The organism is Streptomyces sp. LaBMicrA B280 (assembly GCF_049222185.1).
Taxonomy (GTDB): Bacteria; Actinomycetota; Actinomycetes; order Streptomycetales; family Streptomycetaceae; genus Streptomyces; species Streptomyces murinus.
The window spans coordinates 175933-202928 of sequence record NZ_JBMJCT010000033.1; the positions used below are offsets into that span (position 1 = coordinate 175933).

At 72.4% G+C, this 26996-nt stretch carries 23 protein-coding genes and 1 pseudogene; 15 read left to right on the top strand and 9 right to left on the bottom strand.

All coding sequences use genetic code 11. The annotated features are described in order from the left end of the window. Positions 1–40: 40 nt before the first annotated feature. A complete protein-coding gene (locus tag ACLF5H_RS25785) occupies positions 41–538 on the bottom strand; it encodes an Lrp/AsnC family transcriptional regulator (RefSeq protein ID WP_421678397.1) in 498 nt (165 codons plus the stop codon). Between the two features lie 175 nt (positions 539–713). Here ACLF5H_RS25785 and pdhA (ACLF5H_RS25790) point away from each other — a divergent pair, with 175 nt between their 5' ends. The 7 genes and pseudogenes from pdhA (ACLF5H_RS25790) to ACLF5H_RS25820 all read left to right on the top strand — a co-directional run bounded on the left by pdhA (ACLF5H_RS25790) (position 714) and on the right by ACLF5H_RS25820 (position 8893). After that, positions 714–1868, top strand: coding sequence for a pyruvate dehydrogenase (acetyl-transferring) E1 component subunit alpha (gene pdhA / locus ACLF5H_RS25790; RefSeq protein ID WP_421678398.1), 1155 nt, complete (start codon positions 714–716; stop codon positions 1866–1868). Beyond that, positions 1865–2869, top strand: a complete 1005-nt coding sequence (locus ACLF5H_RS25795) for an alpha-ketoacid dehydrogenase subunit beta (RefSeq protein ID WP_421678399.1) — start codon at positions 1865–1867, stop codon at positions 2867–2869. The genes pdhA (ACLF5H_RS25790) and ACLF5H_RS25795 overlap by 4 nt, the downstream gene beginning before the upstream one ends. Beyond that, positions 2869–4278: a dihydrolipoamide acetyltransferase family protein gene (locus ACLF5H_RS25800; protein ID WP_421678400.1), complete on the top strand. Its 1410-nt coding sequence runs from the start codon at positions 2869–2871 to the stop codon at positions 4276–4278. The genes ACLF5H_RS25795 and ACLF5H_RS25800 overlap by 1 nt, the downstream gene beginning before the upstream one ends. A gap of 60 nt (positions 4279–4338) precedes the next feature. Next, positions 4339–5274 (top strand): NTP transferase domain-containing protein, encoded by a 936-nt coding sequence (locus tag ACLF5H_RS25805; protein WP_421678401.1) that lies wholly within the window; start codon positions 4339–4341, stop codon positions 5272–5274. A 205-nt stretch (positions 5275–5479) separates the two neighbouring features. Continuing rightward, positions 5480–6724, top strand: a pseudogene (locus ACLF5H_RS25810) (molybdopterin molybdotransferase MoeA); the annotation flags it as partial. Next, positions 6712–7854 (top strand): potassium channel family protein, encoded by a 1143-nt coding sequence (locus ACLF5H_RS25815; protein ID WP_421678402.1) that lies wholly within the window; start codon positions 6712–6714, stop codon positions 7852–7854. The pseudogene ACLF5H_RS25810 and the gene ACLF5H_RS25815, both read left to right, overlap by 13 nt. 58 nt (positions 7855–7912) lie before the next feature. Beyond that, entirely contained in the window at positions 7913–8893 is a 981-nt protein-coding gene (locus ACLF5H_RS25820; protein ID WP_421678403.1) for an NAD(P)H-quinone oxidoreductase, read from the top strand. A 51-nt stretch (positions 8894–8944) separates the two neighbouring features. On the opposite strand, the gene ACLF5H_RS25825 is transcribed toward ACLF5H_RS25820, so the two are convergent. Continuing rightward, positions 8945–9631 (bottom strand): hypothetical protein, encoded by a 687-nt coding sequence (locus ACLF5H_RS25825; RefSeq protein ID WP_421678404.1) that lies wholly within the window; start codon positions 9629–9631, stop codon positions 8945–8947. 181 nt (positions 9632–9812) lie between these two features. Here ACLF5H_RS25825 and ACLF5H_RS25830 point away from each other — a divergent pair, with 181 nt between their 5' ends. Further along, positions 9813–10355: a bacterial proteasome activator family protein gene (locus ACLF5H_RS25830; protein ID WP_085565677.1), complete on the top strand. Its 543-nt coding sequence runs from the start codon at positions 9813–9815 to the stop codon at positions 10353–10355. Between the two features lie 136 nt (positions 10356–10491). Here the strand turns inward: ACLF5H_RS25830 and ACLF5H_RS25835 are convergent, their stop codons facing one another. Beyond that, complete coding sequence (locus ACLF5H_RS25835) at positions 10492–12132, bottom strand: protein kinase domain-containing protein (RefSeq protein ID WP_421678405.1); 1641 nt, start codon at positions 12130–12132, stop codon at positions 10492–10494. 344 nt (positions 12133–12476) lie between these two features. Here ACLF5H_RS25835 and ACLF5H_RS25840 point away from each other — a divergent pair, with 344 nt between their 5' ends. Then, positions 12477–14111 carry a protein kinase domain-containing protein gene (locus ACLF5H_RS25840; RefSeq protein WP_421678406.1) on the top strand — a complete coding sequence of 545 codons (1635 nt, stop codon included), beginning with the start codon at positions 12477–12479 and terminating at the stop codon, positions 14109–14111. Positions 14112–14281: 170 nt separating this feature from the next. Here ACLF5H_RS25840 and ACLF5H_RS25845 read toward each other — a convergent pair whose 3' ends face one another. Continuing rightward, positions 14282–15301, bottom strand: a complete 1020-nt coding sequence (locus ACLF5H_RS25845) for a phosphotransferase (RefSeq protein ID WP_421678407.1) — start codon at positions 15299–15301, stop codon at positions 14282–14284. A 546-nt stretch (positions 15302–15847) separates the two neighbouring features. Here ACLF5H_RS25845 and pdhA (ACLF5H_RS25850) point away from each other — a divergent pair. The 3 genes from pdhA (ACLF5H_RS25850) to ACLF5H_RS25860 are packed head-to-tail and all read left to right on the top strand — an operon-like array spanning position 15848 to position 19519. Then, entirely contained in the window at positions 15848–17101 is a 1254-nt protein-coding gene (pdhA, locus tag ACLF5H_RS25850; RefSeq protein ID WP_421678408.1) for a pyruvate dehydrogenase (acetyl-transferring) E1 component subunit alpha, read from the top strand. A gap of 1 nt (position 17102) precedes the next feature. Continuing rightward, positions 17103–18080: an alpha-ketoacid dehydrogenase subunit beta gene (locus ACLF5H_RS25855; protein ID WP_085565680.1), complete on the top strand. Its 978-nt coding sequence runs from the start codon at positions 17103–17105 to the stop codon at positions 18078–18080. A gap of 11 nt (positions 18081–18091) precedes the next feature. After that, the gene (locus ACLF5H_RS25860; protein ID WP_421678409.1) at positions 18092–19519 is read left to right on the top strand and encodes a dihydrolipoamide acetyltransferase family protein; all 1428 of its coding nucleotides are present in this window, start codon (positions 18092–18094) and stop codon (positions 19517–19519) included. A gap of 79 nt (positions 19520–19598) precedes the next feature. Here ACLF5H_RS25860 and ACLF5H_RS25865 read toward each other — a convergent pair whose 3' ends face one another. After that, a complete protein-coding gene (locus ACLF5H_RS25865) occupies positions 19599–20453 on the bottom strand; it encodes a calcium-binding protein (protein ID WP_421678410.1) in 855 nt (284 codons plus the stop codon). A 372-nt stretch (positions 20454–20825) separates the two neighbouring features. On the opposite strand from ACLF5H_RS25865, the gene ACLF5H_RS25870 reads away from it, so the two are divergent. Then, entirely contained in the window at positions 20826–21596 is a 771-nt protein-coding gene (locus ACLF5H_RS25870) for a hypothetical protein (RefSeq protein ID WP_421678411.1), read from the top strand. A gap of 25 nt (positions 21597–21621) precedes the next feature. Here the strand turns inward: ACLF5H_RS25870 and ACLF5H_RS25875 are convergent, their stop codons facing one another. From ACLF5H_RS25875 to ACLF5H_RS25885, 3 genes are all read right to left on the bottom strand, one after another. Further along, positions 21622–22620, bottom strand: a complete 999-nt coding sequence (locus tag ACLF5H_RS25875; RefSeq protein WP_421678412.1) for a DUF1648 domain-containing protein — start codon at positions 22618–22620, stop codon at positions 21622–21624. Next, entirely contained in the window at positions 22617–22967 is a 351-nt protein-coding gene (locus ACLF5H_RS25880; protein ID WP_421678413.1) for a GntR family transcriptional regulator, read from the bottom strand. Before ACLF5H_RS25880 ends, ACLF5H_RS25875 begins: the two co-directional genes overlap by 4 nt. Before the next feature lie 181 nt (positions 22968–23148). Next, entirely contained in the window at positions 23149–24051 is a 903-nt protein-coding gene (locus ACLF5H_RS25885; RefSeq protein WP_421678414.1) for a D-alanyl-D-alanine carboxypeptidase family protein, read from the bottom strand. A gap of 188 nt (positions 24052–24239) precedes the next feature. Here ACLF5H_RS25885 and ACLF5H_RS25890 point away from each other — a divergent pair, with 188 nt between their 5' ends. Both ACLF5H_RS25890 and ACLF5H_RS25895 read left to right on the top strand, forming a co-directional pair. After that, entirely contained in the window at positions 24240–24911 is a 672-nt protein-coding gene (locus ACLF5H_RS25890; protein ID WP_421678415.1) for a GntR family transcriptional regulator, read from the top strand. Next, positions 24908–26203: an MFS transporter gene (locus tag ACLF5H_RS25895; protein WP_421678416.1), complete on the top strand. Its 1296-nt coding sequence runs from the start codon at positions 24908–24910 to the stop codon at positions 26201–26203. The genes ACLF5H_RS25890 and ACLF5H_RS25895 overlap by 4 nt, the downstream gene beginning before the upstream one ends. A gap of 21 nt (positions 26204–26224) precedes the next feature. On the opposite strand, the gene ACLF5H_RS25900 is transcribed toward ACLF5H_RS25895, so the two are convergent. Then, the gene (locus ACLF5H_RS25900) at positions 26225–26977 is read right to left on the bottom strand and encodes an SAM-dependent methyltransferase (protein ID WP_421678417.1); all 753 of its coding nucleotides are present in this window, start codon (positions 26975–26977) and stop codon (positions 26225–26227) included. Positions 26978–26996 lie beyond the last annotated feature (19 nt).

A 26996-nucleotide genomic window follows, 5' to 3' on the forward strand; every position in this document is an offset into this window, starting at 1 on the left:
ACAGCCTACGGATCACAGCCTGCTGATCCGAGAAGACGGCCTAGGCGTCCGGTTCCAGGTCCTCCTCCTCGAACACCAGCAGCGTGCGGGTGCTCAGCACCTCCGGGATCGCCTGGAGCCGGGTGAGCACCAGCTCGCGCAGCGCGCGGTTGTCGGGCGTGTGCACCAGCAGCAGGACGTCGAAGTCGCCGCCCACCAGCGCGATGTGCGAGGCCCCGGGCAGCTGGCGCAGCTGCTCGCGGACCGTGCGCCAGGTGTTCTGGACGATCTTCAGCGTGATGTACGCCGAGGTGCTGTGCCCGGCCCGCTCATGGTCCACGCGGGCGCCGAAGCCCCGGATCACCCCGTCCTCGACCAGCCGGTTGATGCGCGCGTAGGCATTGGCCCGCGAGACATGGACGCGTTCGGCGACCGACCGTATCGAGGCGCGGCCGTCCGCCTGGAGGATGCGCAGGATGTCCTGATCGATGGCGTCCAGCGGTCGCGCCGGCGGCGGCAGCGCGTCCTGCGTCATCTCGGCCATTTGTTCAGGTGCCATGTCCCCCCGCTTCATCGCCGTGGACGTCCTGCGTTCATTGCAGGCTGTGGAGAACCGTTTGTCCACAGCCTGGAGGCGCCTGTAGCCAAAATGTGCCGACGACCGAACAATCGGTAGGTGAGACGGGTCACAGCCGACACGTCTCCCGTAGCCGCTCCCACGAGGAGGTGCCGTCATGACGGTTCTGGAGCAGCGGGGCGCGTACCGGCCATCGCCGCCGCCCGCCTGGCAGCCCCGTATGGACCCCGCGCCGCTGCTGCCCGACGCCGAGCCGTATCGCGTCCTCGGCACCGAGGCGGTCGCCAAGGCCGATCCCGATCTGCTCCGCAGGCTCCACGCCCAGCTGGTGCGCGGCCGCCGCTACAACACGCAGGCCACCGCGCTCACCAAGCAGGGCCGCCTCGCCGTCTACCCCTCCAGCACCGGCCAGGAGGCCTGCGAGGTCGCCGCCGCGCTGGCCCTCGAAGAGCGCGACTGGCTCTTCCCCAGCTACCGCGACACCCTGGCCGTCGTCGCCCGCGGGGTGGACCCGGTCGAGGCCCTCACCCTGCTGCGCGGCGACTGGCACACCGGCTACGACCCGTACGCGCACCGGGTCGCCCCCCTCTCCACCCCGCTGGCCACCCAGCTGCCGCACGCCGTCGGCCTCGCCCACGCCGCCCGTCTCAAGGGCGACGACGTGGTCGCGCTCGCCATGGTCGGCGACGGCGGCACCAGCGAGGGCGACTTCCACGAGGCGCTGAATTTCGCCGCCGTCTGGCAGGCACCCGTCGTCTTCCTGGTCCAGAACAACGGCTTCGCCATCTCCGTCCCGCTCGCCAAGCAGACCGCCGCGCCCTCCCTGGCCCACAAGGCCGTCGGCTACGGCATGCCGGGCCGCCTGGTCGACGGCAATGACGCGGCCGCGGTGCACGAGGTGCTCACCGACGCCGTACGGCACGCCCGCGCGGGCGGCGGACCGACGCTGATCGAGGCGGTCACCTACCGCATCGACGCCCACACCAACGCCGACGACGCCACCCGCTACCGGGGCGACGCCGAGGTCGAGGCATGGCGCGCGCACGACCCGGTGCGCCTGCTGGAGACGGAGCTGACCGAGCGCGGCCTGATCGACGCGGCCGGTCTTGAGGCCGTACGGGAGGACGCCGAGGCGATGGCCGCCGACCTGCGTGAACGCATGAACCAGGACCCCGAACTCGACCCGATGGACCTCTTCGACCACGTCTACGCCGAGACCACCGCCCAACTGCGCGAGCAGCGGGACCTGTTGCGGGCCGAGCTGGCGGCCGAGCAGGACGGTCCCGGCCCGCAGGAAGGCGACCGCCGATGACCACCGTGGCCGTCAAGCCCGCCACCATGGCCCAGGCCCTCACCCGCGCGATGCGCGACGCGATGGCCGCCGACCCCACCGTGCATGTGCTCGGCGAGGACGTCGGCACCCTCGGCGGTGTCTTCCGCGTCACCGACGGGCTCGCCAAGGAGTTCGGCGAGGACCGCTGCACCGACACCCCGCTCGCGGAGGCCGGCATCCTCGGCGCCGCCGTCGGCATGGCCATGTACGGCCTGCGCCCGGTGGTGGAGATGCAGTTCGACGCCTTCGCCTACCCGGCGTTCGAGCAACTGGTCAGCCATGTCTCCCGGATGCGCAACCGCACCCGCGGCCGGATGCCCCTGCCGATCACCGTCCGCATCCCCTACGGCGGCGGCATCGGCGGCGTCGAGCACCACAGCGACTCCTCCGAGGCGTACTACATGGCCACCCCCGGCCTGCATGTGGTCACGCCCGCGACCGTCGCCGACGCCTACGGCCTGCTGCGCCGGGCCATCGCCTCCGACGACCCGGTCGTCTTCCTGGAGCCCAAGCGGCTCTACTGGTCCAAGGACACCTGGAACCCCGAGGAGCCGACCGAGGTCGAGCCGATCGGGCGCGCGGTGGTCCGGCGCACCGGCCGCAGCGCCACGCTGATCACCTACGGCCCCTCCGTGCCCGTCTGCCTGGAGGCCGCACAGGCCGCGCGGGCCGAGGGCTGGGAGCTGGAGGTGGTCGATCTGCGCTCCCTGGTGCCGTTCGACGACGAGACGGTCTGCGCCTCCGTGCGGCGCACCGGACGCGCGGTCGTGGTGCATGAGTCCACCGGGTTCGGCGGGCCGGGCGGCGAGATCGCGGCCCGTGTCACCGAGCGCTGCTTCCACCACCTGGAGGCGCCCGTGCTGCGCGTGGCCGGGTTCGACCTGCCCTACCCGCCGCCCATGCTGGAGCGGCACCATCTGCCCGGCGTGGACCGCGTCCTGGACGCCGTGGCCCGGCTCCAGTGGGAGGCCGAGGGCTGATGGCACAGGTGCTGGAGTTCAAGCTGCCCGACCTCGGCGAGGGACTGACCGAGGCGGAGATCGTGCGCTGGCTGGTCCAGGTCGGTGACGTGGTCGCCGTCGACCAGCCGGTGGTCGAGGTCGAGACGGCCAAGGCGTCGGTCGAGGTCCCCTGCCCCTACGGCGGCGTGGTCACCGCCCGCTACGGCGAGGAGGGTGCCGAACTCCCGGTCGGCGCCCCGCTCCTGACGGTCGCGGTCGGCGAACCGGACGGGAAGTCCACGGCCGGTTCGGGCAATGTCCTGGTCGGTTACGGCACGTCCGAGGCGCCGGGCCGGCGCCGCAGGGTGCGCCCGGTGGCCCTGACCGGAGGCGGCGCGGGCGGGAGCGACGGTGGCGCGGGCGGAAACGGTGCCACGGGCGCGCATGCCGCGGTGAACGGCGCCAAGGCCGCGAGTTCCGGCGTGAACGGCACGGCCGCCGCGCCGACTTCGAGCCTGCCCGCCACCGCCCTGCCGTCCGACGGCCCCGTGCCCGTGATCTCGCCGCTGGTCCGCAGGCTCGCCCGCGAGGGCGGACTGGATCTGCGGCGACTGGCGGGCTCCGGCCCGGACGGGCTGATCCTGCGCGCCGACGTGGAGCGCGCCCTGCGGACCGGAGCGGATCAGAGCAGCGGTCGTACGGCCGAGGCGCCCGTCGCGGCCCTGCCCGTCCAGGCCGCGGCGGCGGCCTCGGTGCCCGGCGAGGTGCGTGTTCCGCTCAAGGGCATCCGCGGTGCCGTCGCCGACAAGCTGTCCCGCAGCCGCCGGGAGATCCCGGACGCCACCTGCTGGGTGGACGCCGACGCGACGGAACTGATGCGCGCCCGGGCCGCGATGAACGCGGCGGGGGGCGCGAAGATCTCCCTCGTCGCGCTGCTCGCCCGCATCTGCGCCGCGGCCCTCGCGCGCTTCCCGGAGCTGAACTCCTCGGTCGACACCGAGGCCCGCGAGATCGTCCAGCACCCGTATGTGCACCTCGGGTTCGCGGCGCAGACCGAGCGCGGCCTGGTCGTGCCGGTCGTCCGGGACGCCCACACCCGCGACGCGGAGTCGCTGACCGGCGAGTTCGCCCGGCTCACCGAGGCGGCCCGCGCCGGGACGCTGACCCCGGGCGAACTCACCGGCGGCACCTTCACGTTGAACAACTACGGAGTCTTCGGCGTCGACGGCTCCACGCCGATCGTCAACCACCCCGAGGCGGCCATGCTCGGCGTCGGCCGGATCGTCCCCAAGCCGTGGGTGCACGAGGGCGAGCTGGCCGTGCGCCAGGTCGTCCAGCTCTCGCTCACCTTCGACCACCGGGTCTGCGACGGCGGCACGGCGGGCGGTTTCCTGAGGTACGTGGCGGACTGCGTGGAACAGCCGGCGGTGCTGCTGCGCACCCTGTGACCCGCCGGTTCCCGTCATCCCTCGGTTCCCTGTGATCGGCACGGCCCGCATACTCGGGGAGTGACCGACAACGCCACCGCCGGGCCGGCGGCCACCGCGGCCGCCCCCGGAGCCACCGCGGCACCCCTGCCGTACGACGCCGTCGTACTGGCCGGAGGTGCCGCGCGGCGGCTCGGCGGGGCCGACAAGCCCGGCGTCCGGGTCGGCGGCCGGGCGCTGCTGGACCGGGTGCTCACGGCCTGCGCGGACGCTCGTACGACCGTCGTGGTGGCCGCGCCCCGGAGCACCGCCCGCCCGGTGCGCTGGGCCCGCGAGGAGCCGCCCGGCGCGGGACCGGTCGCCGCGCTGGCGGCCGGGCTGCGGCACACCACGGCCGAACACGCCGTCGTCCTCTCCGCCGACCTGCCCTTCCTCCGCGCGGACACGCTGCGGCGGCTGCTGACCGCCCTGGGCGAAAGCGGCACCGACGGCGCGCTGCTCACCGACGCCGACGGCCGCGACCAGCCCCTCGTCGCCGCGTACCGCACCGCCGCGCTGCGCCGTGAACTGGACGCCCTCGCCGCCGCGCACGACGGCCTCACCGGGCTGCCGCTGCGCCGCCTCACCGGCGCCCTCCGCCTCATCCGTGTCCCGGACCCGCACGCGTCCTTCGACTGCGACACCTGGGACGACATCGTCAACGCCAGGGCACGCATCAGGGAGCATGGGCACGTGTTGGATGAATGGATCTCCGCAGTCAAGGACGAGCTGGGCATCGACCTGGACGTCGACACGAACGTCCTGCTCGACCTGGCCCGGGACGCCGCGCACGGGGTCGCCCGGCCCGCCGCCCCGCTGACCACCTTCCTCGTCGGCTACGCCGCGGCCCGGGGCGAGGGTGGCCCCGAGGCCGTCGCCGAGGCCGCCCGCAAGGCCGCCGCGCTGGCCCTGCGCTGGGCGGAAGAGGCGTCGGAGACCGGGGAAAGCGGGGGCCCGAGCGCCCCGGACGCCGGATGACCGCGCCCGGCCTCCGTGACGGGGCACCCGCGGAGGACAGCGACGACCTCGATGTCGAGGAGGCCCTGGCCCTCGTGAGGGACGCCAAGGACGACGGCACCGGCCCGGCCCGGGACCCGCTGCCCGCCGGGCCGCGCCGCCGCGACCCGGCGGAACGGCACCGCGCCACCCCCTGGCCTCTTCCGATCTCCGCGACCCGGCGGAACGGCACCGCGCCACCCCCTGGCCCCAGGCCCGCGAGATCGCCGCCCGCGCCGCCCGGGCCACCCGCGCGCCCCGGCCCGCCACTCCGTCATCTTCATCGGCCCCTCGCCGCACCCCCCTCTCCGTCCCCCTCGGTGACGCCCTCGGCCTCGTCCTCGCCGCGCCCCTCGACGCGCTCAGCGACCTGCCCTCCTTCGACACCTCCGCGATGGACGGCTGGGCGGTCGCCGGACCCGGACCCTGGGCGGTGCGCGAGGAAGGGGTGCTCGCCGGGCACGCCCAGCCCGCGCCGCTCACCGACGGCGAGGCGGTCCGCATCGCGACCGGCGCCCGTGTCCCCGCCGACACCACCGCCGTCCTGCGCACCGAGCACGGCCGCACCGACGCCCAGGGCCGACTGCACGCCACCCGGGACATGGGCCATGGCCAGGACATCCGCCCGCGCGGCCAGGAGTGCCGCAGCGGCGACCAGTTGCTGCCCGTCGGCACCCAGATCACCCCGGCCGTCCTCGGCCTGGCCGCGGCCGCGGGATACGACACCGTCACCGTCGTCCCCCGGCCCCGCGCCGAAGTCCTGGTCCTCGGGGACGAGTTGCTGACCGAAGGGCTGCCGCGTGAGGGGCTGATCCGGGACGCGCTCGGCCCCATGCTGCCGCCCTGGCTGCGGGCGCTCGGCGCCGAGGTCGTCGCGGTGCGCCGGATCCGCGACGACGCCAAGGCCCTGCACAAGGCGATCACCGCCTCGACGGCCGACCTGGTCGTCACCACCGGGGGCACCGCCGCCGGACCCCACGACCATGTCCACCCCACCCTGGAACGCATCGGGGCCGAACTCCTCGTCGACGGCGTGAAGGTGCGGCCCGGCCACCCCATGCTGCTGGCCCGCGTCAAGGACGACCAGCACCTCGTCGGTCTGCCCGGCAACCCCCTCGCGGCCGTCTCCGGCCTCATCACGCTCGCCGAACCGCTGCTGCGCACCCTCGCCGCGCGCCCTGCCCCCGAGCCGTACACGCTGCCGCTGACGGAGACGGTGCACGGGCACCCGTACGACACCCGGCTCGTGCCCGTGGTGCTGCGCGGCGATCGCGCCGTACCGCTGCACTACAACGGCCCGGCCATGCTGCGCGGTATCGCCGCCGCCGACGCGCTGGCCGTCGTGCCGCCGGGCGGGGCCCGGCAGGGCGCGGAGACGGAGCTGCTGGACCTGCCCTGGGCGACCGCGGGGATCGGGGTATGTTTCACGTGAAACACGCGGACGGCGACACCCTCAACGCCCAGGACACCACCGGGATTCCGCAGGACGACACCCTCACGGTGGACGAACGCTCGGTCGTCCACCGGGTGAAGCTGCCGGTGAAGGTGGTGGAACGGCCGCTCCGCCAGGTCGCCAAGCGGCTGCTCATGGCGCTGCTGGTGCTGGTCCTCACCGCGCTGGTCGTCTACGCCGACCGCGCGGGCTACCACGACAGCGCCGATGACTCCGTGGACCTGCTCGACTCGTTCTACTACGCCACCGTCACCCTCTCCACCACCGGATACGGTGACATCACCCCGGTCAGCGACAGCGCCCGGCTGACCAACATCTTCGTCATCACGCCCCTGCGTGTGCTGTTCCTGATCATCCTGGTCGGCACCACGCTGGAGGTCCTCACCGAGCGCACCCGGGAGGAATGGCGCCAGAAACGCTGGAGGTCCGCCTTGCGCGAGCACACCGTCGTCGTCGGCTTCGGCACGAAGGGGCGCTCGGCCGTGCAGACCGTCTGCGCGACCGGGCTGAAGAAGGAGCAGGTGGTCGTGGTCGACCCCAGCGCCAAGGTGATCGACGCGGCGACCGCCGACGGCTACGCGGGGGTCATGGGCGATGCCACCCGCAGCGATGTGCTCAGGCGCGCCGAGGTGCACAAGGCCCGGCAGATCATCGTGGCCCCGCAGCGCGACGACACCGCCGTGCTGGTCACCTTGACCGCACGTCAGCTCAACCGCAGCGCGAAGATCGTGGCCGCGGTGCGCGAGGAGGAGAACGCCCCGCTGCTGCGGCAGTCCGGCGCCGACGCGGTCATCACCAGCGCCAGCGCGGCCGGCCGGCTGCTCGGCCTGTCCGTCCTCAGCCCCGCCGCCGGCATGGTCATAGAGGACCTCATCCAGCAGGGCAGCGGCCTGGACCTGGTGGAGCGGCCGGTGGTGCGCGCCGAGGCGGGCAAGGGGCCGCGCGAGATCGACGACCTCGTGGTGAGCGTCGTACGCGGGCATCGGGTGCTCGGTTACGACGACCGGTCCATCGGCACCCTCCAGTTGACGGACCGGCTCATCACCATCGTGCGCGCCAGCCCCGGCACCCAGATCACCCCGCATCCGCGTCCCCTGCCCAGGGACTAGGGCGGGGCCGTCGAGCGCCGCGGTCGGCCGGCACATCGGGGGGAGTAGCGTCACCGACATGCATGCGATCACGATTCCCGAACCTGGTGGTCCCGAGGCGCTGGTGTGGGACGAGGTCCCCGAACCGGTGGCCGGCGAGGGCGAGGTGCTGGTCGAGGTGGTGGCCAGCGCCGTCAACCGTGCCGATGTCCTGCAACGGCAGGGTTTCTACAACCCGCCGCCCGGCGCGTCCCCCTACCCCGGCCTGGAGTGCTCCGGCCGGATCGCCGCGATCGGCCCCGGGGTGTCCGGCTGGACCGTGGGCGACGAGGTGTGCGCGCTGCTCGCGGGCGGCGGTTACGCGCAGAAGGTCGTCGTACCGGCCGGGCAGCTGCTGCCGGTGCCGGAGGGCGTCGACCTGGTGCGGGCCGCCGCGCTGCCCGAGGTGGCCTGCACGGTCTGGTCCAACGTGTTCATGATCTCCCATCTGCGGCCGGGTGAGACCCTGCTGGTGCACGGCGGCTCCAGCGGCATCGGCACCATGGCGATCCAGTTGGCCAAGGCGGTCGGCGCCAAGGTCGCGGTGACCGCCGGGACCAAGGAGAAGCTGGAGCGCTGCGCCGAGCTGGGCGCGGACATCCTGATCAACTACCGGGAGCAGGACTTCGTCGCCGAGGTCGAGGAGGCCACCGGCGGCGCGGGTGCCGACGTCATCCTCGACAACATGGGCGCCAAGTACCTCGACCGCAATGTGCGGGCCCTGGCGATCAACGGGCGCCTGGCGATCATCGGACTCCAGGGCGGTGCCAAGGGCGAACTGAACATCGGCGCGCTGCTGCACAAGCGGGCCGCCGTCACCGCGACCTCGCTGCGGGCGCGGCCGGTGGAGGAGAAGACGGCCATCGTCGCCGCGGTGCGCGAACACGTCTGGCCGCTGATCGCCGGGGGGCATGTGCGTCCGGTGGTGGACCGTGAGCTGCCGATGGCGCGGGCCGCCGAGGCGCACCGGGTGCTGGAGGAGAGCGGCCACATCGGCAAGGTGCTGCTCGTGGCGCCGTAGCGCAGCGTCTGGTCCCGGGGCTCAGGTCCTGCAGCCGTCCGGTCCCGGGGCTCAGGTCCTGCGCAGCCGCAGTCCCAGGAAGGCCAGGCCGAGGCCCAGGCCGATGAGGACGAGCCCGCTGCCGAGCGGCAGGATCCGCAGGGTCGGCTCGCTGGCGTTCTCGCTCTGCCGGGTGGCGTTCTGCTCGGCCGACTGCCCCGGTGTGGGATCGAGGCCCGCCTCCTCGGTGGGCCGGGAGGCCGTCGGGGTCTCCGCGGTCTCCGGCTCCGCCGGCTGTGCGGCGGCGGAGCCGGGGACGGCGTCCTCGTCGCCCTCCACCTGGGCCCAGGGCCCGTCCTGCCGCCCCGGGTGCAGCTTCCCCTCACCGGCCCCGCTCCCCGCCCGGGACGGCTCGCCGGACGGCGCGTGGTACAGGGCGGAGGCGGATCCCGACGGCGGGGCCGGGTGCTGGGGGCCGGCGCCGTCGTGTTCCGGGCGGCCTTGCTGATCGGGCCCGGAGTGCCCGGAACCCGTGGTGCTCCCGGACGCCGGGGACCCCCCGGCACCGCCCGAGCCGCCCGCGGGGCCGGAGGGCGAGGACGAGGCCGAGGGCGTGCCGGCGGGGTGGCGCGCGGTGGGGGAGTGCGGGGGACCGGCCTCGGCGGCGTACGCGGCGGCGGTGCCGTAGGCGGGCAGGGCCGCCGTGAGGACGAGCAGCAGCCGCAGACAGGGGTGGGTGAGTCGCAGCCATGGAGTCACGTCGGTGACCTCCCGGAGCCCAGCTGGTGTGAGCGCGTGATCGATGATGAACCGACGGGAACAGCCTCACATCGCCGGACTCTCCGGGCATTCCGGGTTGGGCCGACGGGTCTAAACGGCGGATCCGCTGCACCGGGGGGCGCCCCGGTGGTGAGGTGGGCGGGTGCGAGAGAATGACGGCATGGAGATGCCGAGGAACGAACGGTCGCCGGAGAAGCCCCAGATCCTCGTCGTGGGCCAGGACGGGATGGCGCTCGGCGGCGGAGGCGGGGACGACGATTCCCGCGAGATTCCGGTCACCGAGCAGGTCGAGCAGCCCGCCAAGGTCATGCGGATCGGCAGCATGATCAAGCAGCTCCTGGAGGAGGTGCGTGCCGCTCCCCTCGACGAGGCCAGTCGGGTGCGGCTGAGGGAGATCCACGCCAGCTCCGTGAAGGAGCTGGAGGACGGTCTGGCGCCGGAGCTGGTCGAGGAACTGGAGCGCCTGTCGCTGCCGTTCACCGACGATGTCACCCCGAGCGACGCCGAGCTGCGTATCGCCCAGGCACAGCTGGTCGGCTGGCTGGAGGGCCTCTTCCACGGGATCCAGACCACGCTGTTCGCCCAGCAGATGGCCGCGCGGGCGCAGCTGGAGCAGATGCGCCGGGCGCTCCCGCCGGGTGTGTCGGGCCCCGAGGGCGACGACCAGCACACGGGCGGGCACTCGGGCGGCCCGTACCTCTAGGCCCCGACCGGGTCCTACGGGGCCCTACGGGTCCTACGGGTCCCCCGAGGATTCCCCTCCCGCATACGAGGTTTCGCGCGCCGAACACGCGAAAGGGGCCCGGCGCACGAGCGCCGGGCCCCTCCTCGTACGCGCGTCACTGCTGCGGCGGATTACCCGTCGACACGCTCAGCTCGATGGTGCCCGGGTCCTTGGCGTTCACATCCGTGCCCTCGGACGGGAACTGGTCCATGACCGTGCCGTCGCCCCAGGTGTTGTCGTCCACCTTCTTGACGTGCAGCGTCCAGCCCGCGGCCTGGAAGCAGGCCTTCACGGAGTTGATGTCCTTGTAGCGGAAATCGGGCAGCTGGATCTTGCTCGGGTCGTCGTAGGACTCGGAAGGCTCCGTGCACTTGGTCTTGTCGATCACCCGGGTGGTGTCCGGGCCCCGGTAACCCGCCTGGTGGGTGGGGGACGCCGAGCTGCTGGAGCCACCGCGCCCGCCCGTGTCGTCACCGCCGCCGCCACCGCTGTTCATGGTCAGCGCGACGACCAGGCCGACGACCGCGACGAGCGACACCCCGACCGCGCCGATGATCACGGCCTTGCCGCTCTTGCCGCCGCCCGGGCCTGACCCCTGCGTGGTCGTCTGCGGGGTCCCCGCGTACGGCGGCGGGGTGCCGGGCCCGTAGCCCACCGGAGGCGTCTGGTAGCCCCCTTGCTGGGGATAGCCGTAGGACGGCGCGGGCGTGGCCGGTGCCGGGGTCTGGGGCCCGTAGGGACCCGGCTGGTACGGCGTCTGCACCGGTCCGGGCGGCGTCTGCCGGCTCTGGTCGACCGGCGGGAACACCGCGGAGCCGACGCCCGAGCCGCTCTGCTGCGGACCGGCGTTCGGCACGATGCTCGGCGCGGCCGCCTGGAGGGAGGCGGCGACCCGCAGGCACTCCTCGCGCATGGCGTCGGCGGTCGGGAAGCGCTCGTTCGGGTTCTTCCGCAGCGCGCGGGCGACCAGCGCGTCCACCGCCGGGGGCAGCGAGCGGTTGATGGCGGAGGGGGCGACCGGCTCCTCCTGCACATGCGCGTAGGCGATCGCCAGCGGGGAGTCCGCGTCGAACGGCAGCCGCCCGGTCACCAGATGGAAGAGCATGATGCCGACCGAGTACAGGTCGGAGCGGGCGTCCACGCCGCGGCCGAGGGCCTGCTCGGGCGAGAGGTACTGCGGGGTGCCGACGACCATGCCGGTCTGCGTCATCGAGGTCACGCCGGACTGCATGGCGCGCGCGATGCCGAAGTCCATGACCTTGACCACACCGCGCTTGGTCACCATCACGTTGCCGGGCTTGATGTCGCGGTGGACCAGGCCCATCTCATGGCTGATGTCCAGCGCCGCGAGCACGTCCGCGGTGACCTTCAGCGCCTGGTCTGCGGGCATGGCGCCGTACCGCCGTATGTCCTCCTCCAGGACCGAGCCCAGCGGGCGGCCCTCGACGTACTCCATGACGATGTACGGAGTCGCCAGGCCGCCCAGGTCGTCCTCGCCCGTGTCGAAGACGGAGACGATGTTGGTGTGCGTGAGCTTCGCCACGGCCTGGGCCTCGCGGCGGAAGCGCTCGCGGAAGGCCTGCTCCCGGCCCAGCTCGGTGTGCAGTGTCTTGATCGCGACCTGGCGGTCCAGTACGGAGTCGTAGGCGAGGTGCACCGAGGCCATGCCGCCCTCGCCGAGCAAGTCGCGCAGCTGGTATCGGCCACCGGCCAGACCCTGCCCCGAGTACCGGCCGTGTGTGCCGTCCTGGCTCATCTCTCCGCGTCCCCCATCGGCCGTCCGGCACCTTGGCTCGTCGCACAGGCCTTGATCGAATGTGTCATTCCCGGCCAAGTCTGCCCCAGGCCACTGACACGTCAAGCTCGGTGCCCGTTCCGTGACCGTACGGGCAAGAAGCGTCGCGCAAGCGTTACAGGGGGCGTGCGAGCGGCACACAGAATTTGCACGAGGAGCCGTGCTGAGGGTTTCATGACCGGTCCGTCGCAGAGTCGGTCCCGGTTCCGGTTCCGGACCGGCGGCCCCCACGGAGGCTGTAGCGTGGCCGACGGAGACCGTGACAACACCGCGCGCATCGCGGGCAGAAACGACGGCGAGGACTGATGGCACAGACGCACAGCGCCCAGGGCCCGTCCGACCCGGAGGCGTCTGGCGGCGGCGGCATGTCCGACGGGCCGGAGAACTGGGGCAACGCGGGGCTGGTCGGCGACGGCCGGTACCGGCTCACGCATCGCCTGGGCCGGGGCGGCATGGCCGAGGTCTTCGCGGCCGAGGACGTCCGTCTGGGCCGTACGGTCGCGGTCAAGCTGCTCCGCGCCGACCTGGCCGAGGACCCCGTCTCCAAGGCGCGATTCACGCGTGAGGCACAGTCGGTCGCCGGGCTCAACCACCACGCGATCGTCGCCGTGTACGACTCCGGCGAGGACGTCGTGGGCGGCCAGTCGGTGCCGTACATCGTGATGGAGCTGGTCGAGGGCCGCACCATCCGCGATCTGCTGATCAACGCGGAGGCGCCCGGGCCCGAGCAGGCGCTGATCATTGTCTCCGGCGTCCTGGAGGCCCTCGCCTACTCGCACCAGCACGGCATCGTGCACCGCGACATCAAGCCCGCGAACGTGATCATCACCGACAGCGGCGCCGTCAAGGTGATGGACTTCGGCATCGCCCGCGCCCTGCACGGCGCGCAGTCCACGATGACCCAGACCGGCATGGTCATGGGCACCCCCCAGTACCTCTCCCCCGAGCAGGCGCTCGGCAAGGCCGTCGACCACCGCTCCGACCTGTACGCGACCGGCTGCCTGCTGTACGAACTGCTCGCGCTGCGGCCCCCGTTCACCGGCGAGACGCCGCTGTCCGTGGTCTACCAGCACGTCCAGGACACGCCCGTCGCGCCGTCGCAGGTCCTCCAGGCCTGCCCGCCGGAGCTGGACGGCCTGGTCATGCGCTCGCTCGCCAAGGAGCCGGACGACCGGTTCCAGACGGCGGAGGAGATGCGCGGCCTGGTCCAGTACGGCCTCCAGATGCTGTACGACCAGGGCGGTCACACCGGCACCTGGAACACCGGCCCGGTGGCGGCGCACGACGGCCGGCACACCCCGGCGGGCGGCTTCGCGGGGACCACCGCCATGTCGCACCCGATGGCCGGCGCCGGTACCACGCAGATCCCGCAGCCGCTGCTGCCGCAGGGCTACGGCCATGGCGACGACGGCGGCTTCGAGGGGCACGGCAACAAGGGCAGCGGCCGCGGCAAGCTGTGGATCCTCGCCGTGCTCGCGGTCATCGCCATCGCGGCGGGTGTGGCGCTGGCGCTGAAGGGCGCGGGCAGCGGCGGCGGCGCCGGTACGGACACCAAGCCGCCGGCCACGCACACCAAGAGCACCGACGACGACTCGGCCACGTCGAGCCCGAGCGACGACAGCACCGGGCAGCCCACGGACACCTCGACCGACGACGGGACGGGCATCGGCTCCGGGTCGGGCTGGTCGCCGTCGTACACGCCGTCGTACACCCCGACCGACCCGGAGACCACCGGACCCACCGACCAGCCGACGAAGACCCCGCCCACGTCGACGCAGCCCACGGACCCGACGGACGGCGGCAACGCGGACGGCGGCGCAGCGGACGGCGGCACCGACACCGGCGCCACGGGTGGCGGTACGGACGCGGGCACCACGGCCGGCAACGCCACCGACGGCAACGCGGCGGCGGGCGGGGCCGCGGGACTGCCCACCGGCTGAACATCGGCGGGGCTGCCACCGGCTGATTGCCGGCAGGGCTGCCCGTCGGTCGAATACGGCGGGATCGTCCGCCAAGAGGACATCCGCGGGGCCCGGGAAACCGGGCCCCGGTCGCGTTCACGGGCCGGTGGAAGACCGCTCCTCGGCCGCCGGGGCGGACGTAAACCCGCTCACCCGGTGAACGCGTCGCACACCGCGTCGTACTCGCGGGTCCACCACACCACGAGCGCCGAGGCGGCCGGGAACTGGCAGTCGGCCCGGGTGTCGCCGCGCTCGTAGTGCCAGCGCAGCATCCAGAAGTCGTTCAGGCGTTCCCACCACACCCGGCGTACGGCCGCCGCCAGCTCCGCGGGCGTGACATCGGCCGCGCGCCGGTACGCGCGGGCGTACGCCCGCACCTTCGGCAGGTCCAGGGCGCCCGCGGGGCGTACGAAGAAGATCGCGGCGGCGCGCACGGCCTCCTCGGCGCGGGGCTGCACGCCGAGCCGGTCCCAGTCCACGATGGCCGCTGGGGTGCCGTCCTTGTAGAGCAGGTTGAACGGGTGGAAGTCGCCGTGCACCCAGCCCACCGGGCCGCCGGGCGGCGGGCGCCGGTCCGCGTGCCGCTCCAGCAGCACCCGCCGCTCCCGCAGCCGGTGCCGGGCCAGTGTGTCGAAGGCGTCGGCCGGGCGGTGCCGGCGCACCCGGGCGAGTAACTCGTCGATGAGCGTGAACGTGTCGGCCGGGTCGGCGCTCTCCACGGGATGGGGGCTGGTGGCCGGGCGGGTGCGCCCCTTGGGCGGCATCACGCGCTCCAGGCAGGCGTGCACGGCGCCCAGCAGCGCTCCCAGGCGCGCGCTCTCCGAGCGGGTGAGCTGGCCGCCGTGGCGGTGTCCGCCGTCGATCCAGGGGTGCAGGGCGTAGGCGTGGCCGCCGACGACGGCGACGGTACGGCCCTCGCGGTGCGCGAGCGGCACGGCGACCGGCACGCCGAGGGCGGCCAGGCGCTGGGTGGCCCGGTGCCGGCGTTCGATGGCGGCCGGGTCGGCGGTGTCGGGGTCGAAGTGGTGCTTGAGGAAATACCGGCCGCGCGTGGTGCACAGCCGGTAGCCGCGGTTGAGCAGCCCCTGGTCGACGGGTTCGCAGGCCAGGGGCGTCCCGGCGGCGTCGTACAGGCGGAGCAGGGCGCCCAGAGGGGGCGCGTGGGACATGGGGGGTGGTACACAAAGGCGCGGCACGCCGCAGATGCTAGGGCACGAAAAATACCCTGTGAGCTGGGGCTTTCACAGTCAGTCGTCGGCGGTCGCAATCGGTCACAGGGTGCACCGGGCCGAAGGGGAATGCCCGCCGTGTTCGAGCATGTCTGGAGGCTTGGTCTTGAGGCTCGGACTTGAGGCTTTTCAAGGTTTCGGAGTTTTCCTCCCACAAAGCACCGGACCGCTCTCCCTTCGGGAACTCTTCCCGTCACCTGGGTGACCGGGATAACGTTCGCTTGCTCCGGCCTTGCCGCAAGGCTGTGACCAGCGCGCTTCCGCATCTCCTCGATTTACTTGGAAATCCAAGCAAAATCGCAGGTCAAGTGGGGTTTCACAGAAATGTGGAGCACTGGGTAACGTAATGGTCGCAGGGCGCTCGCCGGGGCACCTGTCACGCCTGTTCCCGGCCGAGTGGCACCCACCCCGTGCCCGGTGGTCGAAACAGGTGAGCCGCACTGGCCTACCGGCAACCCCGGGGGCCGGAACGACGGAGGAGCACACGTGACCGTGGACAGCAGTGCCGCGCGCAAGCGCAGCGCCGCAGGCAAGGCCGGCACCACCGGCAGCAAGGCCGACTCGGCCGGGACCGAGTCCGGAGCCACCGGCGCCAAGCGCACCACCAGCACGACCCGGGCCCCGCGCGCCGCGCGCGCCGGCGCGAAGAAGAGCACCGAGCCCGAGCTCGTGCAGCTTCTGACGCCGGAGGGCAAGCGGGTCAAGAACGCCGTGTACGACTCCTACGTCGCCGGCATCACCCCCGAAGACCTGCGCGGTCTCTACCGCGACATGGTGCTCACCCGTCGCTTCGACGCCGAGGCCACCGCACTCCAGCGCCAGGGCGAGCTGGGCCTGTGGGCCTCCCTGCTGGGCCAGGAGGCCGCCCAGATCGGCTCCGGCCGGGCCACCCGTGAGGACGACTACGTCTTCCCGACCTACCGCGAGCACGGCGTCGCCTGGTGCCGCGGTGTGGACCCGACCAACCTGCTCGGCATGTTCCGCGGCGTGAACAACGGCGGCTGGGACCCGAACAGCAACAACTTCCACCTGTACACGATCGTCATCGGCTCGCAGGCGCTGCACGCCACCGGCTACGCGATGGGCGTGGCCAAGGACGGCGCGGACTCGGCCGTCATCGCCTACTTCGGCGACGGTGCCTCCAGCCAGGGCGACGTGGCCGAGTCGTTCACCTTCTCGGCGGTCTACAACGCGCCCGTGGTGTTCTTCTGCCAGAACAACCAGTGGGCGATCTCCGAGCCGACCGAGAAGCAGACCAGGGTGCCGCTCTACCAGCGCGCCCAGGGCTACGGCTTCCCGGGCGTGCGCGTGGACGGCAACGACGTGCTGGCCTGCCTCGCGGTCACCAAGTGGGCCCTGGAGCGCGCCCGCAACGGCGAGGGCCCGACCCTGGTCGAGGCGTTCACCTACCGCATGGGCGCCCACACCACCTCCGACGACCCCAGCCGCTACCGTGGCGACGAGGAGCGGCAGGCCTGGGAGGCCAAGGACCCGATCCTGCGCCTGCGCCGCCATCTGGAGGCGTCGAACCACGCGGACGAGGGATTCTTCGAGGAACTCGAAACGGAGTCCGAGGCGTTGGGCAAGCGGGTGCGCGAAGCGGTCCGCGCCATGCCCGACCCGGACCACTTCGCCATCTTCGAGAACGTGTACGCGGACGGGCACGCGCTCGTCGACGAGGAGCGGGCCCAGTTCGCCGCCTACCAGGCGTCGTTCGCGGACGCAGAAGGGGGTCACTGAGATGGCCGAGAAGATGGCGATGGCCAAGGCCATCAACGAGTCGCTGCGCCGCGCCCTGGAGGCCGACCCCAAGGTCCTGGTCATGGGCGAGGACGTCGGCAAGCTCGGTGGCGTCTTCCGGGTCACGGACGGCCTTCAGAAGGACTTCGGCGACAGCCGGGTCATCGACACCCCGCTCGCCGAGTCCGGCATCGTCGGCACCGCGATCGGCCTGGCCCTGCGCGGCTACCGGCCGGTGGTGGAGATCCAGTTCGACGGTTTCGTCTTCCCGGCGTACGACCAGATCGTCACCCAGCTCGCCAAGATGCACGCGCGCTCGCTCGGCAAGGTCAAGATGCCCGTCGTCGTGCGCATCCCCTACGGCGGCGGCATCGGCGCGGTCGAGCACCACTCCGAGTCCCCCGAGGCCCTGTTCGCGCACGTCGCCGGCCTGAAGGTCGTCAGCCCGTCGAACGCGTCGGACGCCTACTGGATGATGCAGCAGGCCATCCAGAGCGACGACCCGGTGATCTACTTCGAGCCCAAGCGCCGCTACTGGGACAAGGCGGAGGTGGACGTCGAGGCGATCCCCGCCCCGCTGCACAAGGCCCAGGTGGTCCGCGAGGGCACCGACCTGACCCTCGCGGCCTACGGCCCGATGGTGAAGCTGTGCCAGGAGGTCGCCGCCGCGGCCGCCGAGGAGGGCAAGAGCCTGGAGGTCCTGGACCTGCGCTCGGTCTCCCCCCTCGACTTCGATGCCATCCAGGCCTCGGTCGAGAAGACCCGCCGCCTGGTCGTGGTCCATGAGGCGCCGGTGTTCTTCGGCTCCGGTGGCGAGATCGCCGCCCGGATCACCGAGCGCTGCTTCTACCACCTGGAGGCCCCGGTGCTCCGGGTCGGCGGCTATCACGCCCCGTACCCGCCGGCCCGCCTGGAGGAGGAGTACCTGCCGGACCTGGACCGCGTGCTCGACGCCGTCGACCGCTCGCTGGCGTACTGAGGGAGAGGGTCGTGACGACGATGACGGACGCGTCCGTACGCGAGTTCAAGATGCCCGACGTGGGCGAGGGGCTGACCGAGGCCGAGATCCTCAAGTGGTACGTCCAGCCGGGGGACACGGTCACCGACGGCCAGGTGGTGTGCGAGGTCGAGACCGCCAAGGCGGCCGTCGAACTGCCCATCCCCTACGACGGCGTGGTCAGCGAGCTGCGGTTCCCCGAGGGGACCACGGTCGACGTGGGCACGGCGATCATCACGGTGCAGGTGGCGGGCGGGGCTCCGGCCCCGGTTCCCGCGCAGGCCGAGGCGGCGGCGCCCGCGGCTCCGGAGGCTCCGGCTGTGTCGGCAGCGGCAGCGCCTTCGGCTCCGGCTCCGGCTTCGGCCGAGGAGGCCAAGCCCGCGGCTCGTCAGCCGGTCCTGGTGGGCTACGGCGTGTCGACCTCCGCGACCAAGCGCCGCCCGCGCAAGGGCCCCGAGGTCACCGTCCCGGCGCCCGCCCAGCCCGAGCTGAACGGCCACGCCCCGGCGGCGGACGGCCCCCGCCCGCTGGCCAAGCCCCCGGTGCGCAAGCTGGCCAAGGACCTGGGCGTCGACCTGACCGCGGTCACCCCGTCCGGCCCGGACGGGATCATCACGCGCGAGGACGTCCACGCGGCGGCCACGCCCGCTTCCGTGACCGCGCCCGCGCCGGTGGCGGCGGCTCCGGCCGCGCCCGCCCCGGTGGCGTCGTACGACGGTGCCCGCGAGACCCGTGTCCCCGTCAAGGGTGTGCGCAAGGCGACCGCGGCGGCGATGGTCGGCTCGGCGTTCACGGCCCCGCATGTCACGGAGTTCGTGACGGTCGACGTGACCCGCACCATGAAGCTGGTCGAGGAGCTGAAGCAGGACAAGGAGATGCAGGGCAGGCGGGTCAACCCGCTGCTGCTGATCGCCAAGGCCCTGCTGGTCGCGATCAAGCGCAACCCGGACGTCAACGCGTCCTGGGACGAGGCCAACCAGGAGATCGTGGTCAAGCACTACGTCAACCTGGGCATCGCGGCGGCAACCCCGCGCGGTCTGATCGTGCCGAACATCAAGGACGCGCAGGCCAAGACGCTGCCCCAGCTGGCCGACTCCCTCGGCGAACTGGTGGCCACGGCGCGCGAGGGCAAGACCTCCCCGTCCGCCATGCAGGGCGGCACGGTGACGATCACCAATGTCGGCGTCTTCGGCGTCGACACCGGCACGCCGATCCTCAACCCGGGCGAGTCGGCGATCCTCGCCATCGGTGCGATCAAGCTCCAGCCGTGGGTCCACAAGGGCAAGGTCAAGCCGCGCCAGGTGACCACCCTCGCCCTGAGCTTCGACCACCGCCTGGTCGACGGCGAGCTCGGCTCCAAGGTCCTGGCCGACGTGGCCGCGATCCTGGAGCAGCCGAAGCGGCTGATCACCTGGGCGTGACCGGCCCTTCCGGGTAAATCCGAAGGCCCTGTGGATCGCTCCACAGGGCCTTCGTCATACCGCCGTCTCCGGCGAAGGGTCAGCGCACGTCGACGTAGTCGTAGGCGTCCGCGACGGAGGAGTTGGCGTTACCGGCGTAGTGGAAGCGCCAGGTGCCGTCCACCGAGGCGGTGACGGTGGTCTTCAGGTAGCCGGTGGACGAGCTCTTGATCGTCTTCACCGTGCTGTAGGTGCTGCTGTTCGCGGGCTTGAACTGCAGCTGCACGGACTGGCTGCCGTAGCCGTAGTACTTCATGTACGACCAGCTGGCACGGTTCAGGGTGCCGGTGACCGTGATGGTCTTGCCCTTGGTGACGGGCTCCGGAGCGGCGTTGAAACCGCTGAAGCTGGCGGCACGCTTGACCCAGCGGTTCTTGTAGACGTCCGTCTCGATGTAGTCGCCGTTGTTGGCGACCGCGTAGACGGCCACGTTCCACTTGCCGTTCAGGGCGCTGTCGTACAGGTCGGTGCCCGGCGTGGCGGTGATCGTGATCTTGCAGGTGGCGCTCGTGGCGCTCCAGTTGTCGCAGGTGGCGTTGCTGGAGTCGCTGTCCGTGTAGAGCACGCCGTCCACGTCGCTGTCCAGGCTGGTGCCGTGCCACAGCATGGCATCGGCGCTGTAGATCCCGGACGGGGCGGTGGCCGTGACGTAGATGTTGAACGTCTTCTTGCCGAGGCCGACGACGACGTCCTTGTTGGCGTTGTCGGTGACCTTGGTGATCTGGATGTCACCCTGCTTCTCGTCGGCCGGCGCGTTGCGCCCGACGGACGGCTTCGAGGTGAAGCCGTGCGGAATCTTCGGGCTGTCCGCCGCCTGCGCGGCAGGAGCGAGAAGCGCGGTGAGCGCCACGGCACCGGACATCGTCACGGCGGCCAGGCTGGCACGAATACGCATCTGTGTTCCCCACGTGGAGAGAGCCTCGCGCACGATGCATGGGGGGTATGCGGGCTCTGAACGATGTAGTGAGCCTGTTGGCTCGCAAGAAAGACACGTGACACCTACGAACGGTTGTACGCCTCACCGACTTTTTCTGAACCGAATGTGGACGGCTCCTGACAAGGGGCCGGGACAGGGCGGGAGTTCGTCGACGGAGTGGAGGGAAAGGTGCGCTTGCCGCAATTCGGCCCGTGAATTGCGGGAGGGGAACGGAGCCGGTCCCCGAGCCTTTTCCCGGTCGTTCCCTGACGGCGTATCAGGGGCGGGTCAGGGTCCCGCCAGGGGTGTCACGGATGGTGAGGGTGTGGCGGTCGGCGGCACGCTGGTGGCATGACGAAATCCACTGCTCCCGGGACCGGTTCGGGTCCTGTTCGCCGTTCCGCCCTCGTGCGGCGGGTGTCCTTCCGCCGCGCCGCCGCCGTCGCGGGTGCGGCCGTCCTCGCCGGTACGGCGGCCGTGTCCGCACCCGGCGTCGCGGTCGCCGCGCCCCGGGCCGCCGTGTCCGCCGCCGTGCCCACGACCGACTTCCGTGACTGCCCGCCCCTGCCCGGCGGGGTCGACCCGGCCCGCTGGAGATGCGAAGTGCACACCGCGGCACCGGTGTTGACCATCGGGAAGGTGACGGTGCGGCTCGCTCCGATCACCATGACACACGCCGAGGGGCCCCTGCCGGACGGCGGCGACGGGCAGGTGTGGGGCGCGATGCACAGCACGCCGACGAGCGTGCCGGGTGTCCGGGGCCTCTCGATACGGCCCGAGTACGGGGGCCGGTCCGACTTCTACACCGGCACGTTCAGTCTCCGCTTCCGGCTCCTCGGCCACCTGCTGGCTCCCGGCTGCACCATCGGCGCCACCGCCCCCGTCGACTTCCGGCTGAACCGCTCGGGTCCCTCCACCTGGGTCTCCCAGGATCCGCCGCTGATCGAGTTCTCGGCCTACGACGACACATTCGCCGCCCCCGCCGCCGAGCACTGCGGACCGCTCGCCCCGCTCGTCAACCACCGCCTCGGCCTCCCGGCGGCCGAGGGGAACCTGATGACGTACGACGCGTCGTACACCTTCAAGACCTACGACCGACTTCCCCGAATACCGGCGCGGTAGAAGGGCCAAGGCGCCGGGCCGCGACTCATCGGCCCGATTCGGGCCGACGGGCGCGGAGGGCGTTCAGCAAAGCCGCCCCGCGTTCCGCGTCGTCCACGCTCACCGCGAAGTCGGAACGGCGGCCCCGGGGGCGTACGACCAGGCAGTCACCGGCGCGCAGCATGACCGTGGTGCCGAGGCCGCTGAGCCGGTAGCCCCAGCCGCCGACCTGGGAGGGCAGGCGCCGCTCGGCGCGGGCGGATTCGAGGGCGTCCGGGGTCCAGCGGCGGGCGGGCCAGCCGAGGGGGCCGAAGGAGACCTCCAGGCCCGCCTCCGAGACCTTCGCCCGGACCGAGGAGGAGACACCGCCCGCGAGAGCGAGGACGGCACAGGCGGCGCACACCGGCCAGAGCGTCGCGGCGGGAGCCAGACCCAGCACCAGCCCCAGCGCCGAGCCGACGGCGACCAGGCCGGCCACCGCCGACAGCGACTGGAGCCAGGGGTTGGCCGTGCGGGAGAACCAGACCAGGCGCTCGTCCCGCGCCAGGTCCAGCTCCGGTGTCCCGGCCCGGGGCGCGGTGGCGGTGGCCCGGACGGTCAGCCGCCAGGCGAGCACCCCGGCCGCGGCGGCGAGGGCCAGGGTGACGGCGATCCACCAGCCAGGCTGGCGGGCCTGGTGCCAGTCGGCGCGATCGAGATTCGCCCGCACGATCGAGACCTGGGCGCCGACGAGGACGACACCGGTGGGGGCGAGGGCGATCGGCAGCCAGGAGCGGGGTCCGGCCCAGGAGCGGCGCCATCGCACGCTCAGGGCGAGGGCGAGCACCAGCCAGACCGCGGCCGGTACCAGGGAGGCCGACCACAGCGGCATCGAGCCGTCGGGTGCCGGGCCGCCGCTCCAGTGGGTGGCCAGCCGGTCGGGGAGCCGGCCTCGCTGGAGCCAGGGAAGCCCGGCGACCAGCGCGGCGACGGCCGCCGTACCGCCCACCAGTGCCCAGCGCCCGGCCCGGCGCCGGCCGGGTCCCCCGTCGTGCCCGTCCGTCATGACGACTCCCGGATCATGTCGATGAGATCGGTCCGGCTGTATCCCAGCCGGGATGCCTCGGCCACCAGCTCCCGCACCTTGATCCGGAGCCCCGAGCGGGGGGCCGCGGCGCCCTCGGCGACGGTGATGCCCCGGCCCCGGCGGAACTCCAGCAGTCCCTCGTCGCGCAGTTCGCGCAAGGCCCGCAGGACGGTGTTCACGTTGAGGTCCAGCGCCGTGGAGAGATCGCGGGCGGAGGGCAGGCGCTCGCCCGCACGGCATTCACCCTCGGCGATGGCCCGTCGGATCGCCGCCGCAACCTGCTCGTGCAGGGGGCGGGTGTCGGTGGTGTCCAGACGCAGCAACATGGTGCTAATGAAGCTAGCACCATTCGCTTCATCCCGGCACCCCGCCCGGCCTCCCGGCTCCGGTGGCCGTTCGGTGCCCGGCTCCGGTGGCAGCACGGCCCCGGACAGCGCGACGGGCCCGCCGCTGGGTGCGACGGGCCCGGGTTGTGCTGCGGACGAGCCGGTGAACCGGCGTCCGTGGTCAGCCGAGCTTGGCGAAGCCGTAGTTGAGGAGCTTCGTGGCGTCCGACTCGCGCTGGGTGATGGAGCTGGAGGACAGGACGGTGCCGATGACGGTCTTGCCGTGGCGGGTGGCGGCGAAGACCAGGCAGTAGCCGGCCTCGGGACCGGAGCCGGTCTTCACGCCGATGGTGCCGCTGTAGCTCTTGAGCAGACCGTTGGTGTTGACCCAGGCGCCCATCGTGCGGGTGCCACCGGACTTGGTCTTCGTCTTGGCCGTGTACGACTTGGTCTTGACGATGGTGCGGAACGTGGAGTTCTTCATCGCACTGCTGGCGATCTTCGTGAGATCGCGCGGCGTCGAGTAGTTCTTGCCGTTGCCGATGCCGTCGAAGGAATCGAAGTGCGTGTTCTTCAGGCCGAGGCTCTTGGCGGCGCTGTTCATCTTGCCGATGAAGTTCGACACGCGGGCGGCGCGGGAGGAGCCGGAGCCGTACTTGTCCGCGAGGGCGTAGGCGGCGTCGCAGCCGGAGGGCAGCATCAGCCCGTACAGCAGCTGGCGGACGGTCACCTTGTCGCCGACGATCAGGTGGGCCTGAGAGGCGTTGTTCTTGACGACGTAGTCGCTGTACACCTTCTGGATCGTCACCGTGGCGTTGAGATTCAGGTTCTTCTGCGCCAGGACGACCTTGGCCGTCATGATCTTGGTCGTGGACCCGGTGGACCGCTTGGTGTCCGCGGCCTTGGTGTAGAGGGTCGAACCGCTCCCGTTGTTCATCACATAGCCGCCCTTGGCCCCGATCGAGGGCGTGGTGACGGCCTGTGCGGGCGCCGCGGTCAGGGCGCCGGTGGCGATCAGCGCACCGGAGGTGATCGCGACGGCGGTGGCTCGGCGGAGGCGGATGCCCTTGATGCCGGTAATCAAAGTGAATACCCCGATTGTCTGGAATGCCCCTGGATGCGGCCGAGTTGAGGTGCTCAGAGAAAAGGGCCGCATCTGTCTGACACGTAGGTAGCACAGAAGGTTGTGTGGCCATCCGGGGGAGACGGGTGTCACGTCCGCATCGTGGACGCCCGCGCACGTTGCGTACCTGTTGTATCTATCCTGTAGGCATGAAGACGGCCGTCCCGCACTCTGCCCCTCCCGCCAAGCAGCCACCCGCCGCCGACCGCGTCTACACGCACGTCAAACAGAGCGTCCTCGACCGGAGCTACGAGGGCGGCACCCTCCTCACCGAAGGCGAGCTGGCCGAGGCCGTGGGCGTGTCGCGCACCCCCGTGCGGGAGGCGCTGCTGCGGCTGGAGGTGGAGGGCCTGATCCGGCTCTACCCGAAGAAGGGCGCCCTGGTGCTGCCCGTCTCCGCGCAGGAGATCTCCGATGTGGTGGAGACCCGGCTGCTGGTGGAGGAGCACGCCGCGCGCAAGGCCGTACCCGCCCCGCCGGGCCTGGTGGAGCGGCTGGCCGAGCTGTTGGAGCGGCAGAAGGCGCAGGTCGCCGCCGGGGAGCTGGCCGAGGCCGCGGTGACCGACCGCTGCTTCCACGCCGAGATCGTCCGCAGCGGGGGCAATGAGATCCTGGCCCGCCTCTACGACCAGCTGCGCGACCGCCAGCTGCGGATGGGCGTCGCCGTCATGTACTCCCACCCTGACCGGGTGGCCACCACGCTCGCCGAGCACGAGGAGATCCTCCAGGCGCTGCGTGCCGGGGACGCGGACGCGGCCGTCGGGGTCGTGCACCGGCACGTGAGCCGGGTTTCGCTGCTCGCGCGGGGTGAGGTCCGATGAACAAGCTCACCCTTCCGGGTGACCCGCCGGGCGGCGTCCGGGCCGTCGGCGTGTGGTCCATAGGCGTCGCGGTCTACTTCGTCGCCGTCATCTTCCGCACCTCGCTGGGCGTGGCGGGCCTCGACGCGGCCGACCGCTTCCATGTGAACGCCTCGGCGCTGTCCACCTTCTCCATACTCCAGCTGCTGGTCTACGCCGGCATGCAGATACCCGTCGGCCTGATGGTCGACCGCCTCGGCACCAAGAAGGTGCTGGCCCTGGGCGCCGTCCTGTTCACGCTCGGGCAGCTGGGCTTCGCCTTCTCGCCGTCGTACGGCACCGCGCTCGCCTCCCGGGCGCTGCTGGGCTGCGGTGACGCGATGACGTTCATCAGCGTGCTGCGCCTGGGCACCCGCTGGTTCCCGGCCCGCCGCGGCCCCCTGGTCGCACAGCTCGCGGCCCTGGTCGGCATGGCGGGCAACCTCATCTCCACCCTCGTCCTGGCCCGGCTGCTGCACAGCATCGGCTGGACGCAGGCGTTCGCCGGCAGCGCGCTGGCCGGCGTGGTCGTCCTCGTACTGACCCTGCTGTTCCTGAAGGACCACCCCGAGGGGCACGAGCCCGCGCCGTTCCCGCACCAGGGCTCCGCCTACGTACGTCGGCAGATCGCCGAGGCCTGGCGGGAGCCGGGCACCCGGCTCGGGATGTGGGTGCACTTCACCACCCAGTTCCCGGCGATGGTCTTCCTGCTGCTGTGGGGCCTGCCGTTCCTGGTCGAGGCGGAGGGGCTCAGCCGGGCCACGGCCGGTGAGCTGCTGACCCTCGTCGTGCTCTCGAACATGGTGGTGGGACTGGTCTACGGCCAGGTCATCGCCCGGCACCACACCGCCCGGCTGCCGCTCGCGCTGTGCACGGTGGCGGCGACCGCGCTGCTGTGGGCGTCGACGCTGGCCTACCCCGCGCCGCACGCCCCGATGTGGCTGCTGATCGTCCTGTGCGCGGTGCTCGGCGCCTGCGGGCCCGCCTCGATGATCGGTTTCGACTTCGCCCGCCCGGCCAACCCGCCCGAGCGTCAGGGCACCGCGTCCGGCATCACCAACATGGGCGGTTTCATCGCCTCGATGACCACACTGCTCGCGATCGGCGTGCTGCTGGACGCGACGGGCGACGACTACCAGGTGGCGTTCAGCGCGGTGTTCGTCCTCCAGGCGATCGGCCTCAGCCAGATCCTGCGACTGCGGTCCCGGGCGGCCCGCCGTGAGCGGGAGCGGCTGGTGGCCAGCCGGGTGGAGACGGTGCACGTACCGGCGTGAGCCGCACGCCGGGGTCCCGGGTCAGCGCTGGTCGGGTACGAGGGTGAGGTACGCGATGCCGAGGACGCCCCGGTAGCTCATCCACTGGCCGCGGTGCCGGTCCAGGCGGGCGCGGGTCTCGGGCGCCAGCGGATGGTCCGGGTGCTGGGCGAGCCATACCTCCAGGCCCGCCTGGTAACCCGACTCGAACTCCTCCCACTCCTGGGGGCTCGCCGTCTCGGTCCACTCCGGGCGGAAACCGGCCTCCACCGCGAGGTCGAGCAGTCCGCCGAGGTCGTCGTGGTCGTCCGGGGCGGCACCGGGCCACATGCCGGACAACTCGGCCTCGGTGGGCGGCCGCTGCCAGAAACCCTCGCCGACCAGCACCCGGCCCCGGTCGGTCACCAGGCGCCGCAGTGCGCGCAGGGCCTCGGCGGTCGGCGGCTCGGCCTCGCTGAGGGCCTGGGTCGCGCCGAGACAGAGCACCAGGTCGGCCGGGCCCCGCTCGGTGCCCACGGCGGACTCCTCGGCGAACCGCACCCGGTGGCCGAGCCCGCGTTCCTCGGCGTTCTTCCGGGCGCGCGCGATGTCCTCGGCGTTCAGGTCGACACCGGTTCCGGTGGCGCCCGGGACGGCGTCCAGCACCCGCAGCAGCAACTCGGCCCAGCCGCAGCCGATGTCCAGCACGGTGCGGGGACGGTTGGCCGCGAGCCGCTGGACCATGGCGGTCGCGCGGGCTTCCGAGAGGGGGCCGTGGAAGGTGAGCCGGGCGAGCCGAGGCAGGTCGATGGTCATACCGGGCAACGCTAGAAGG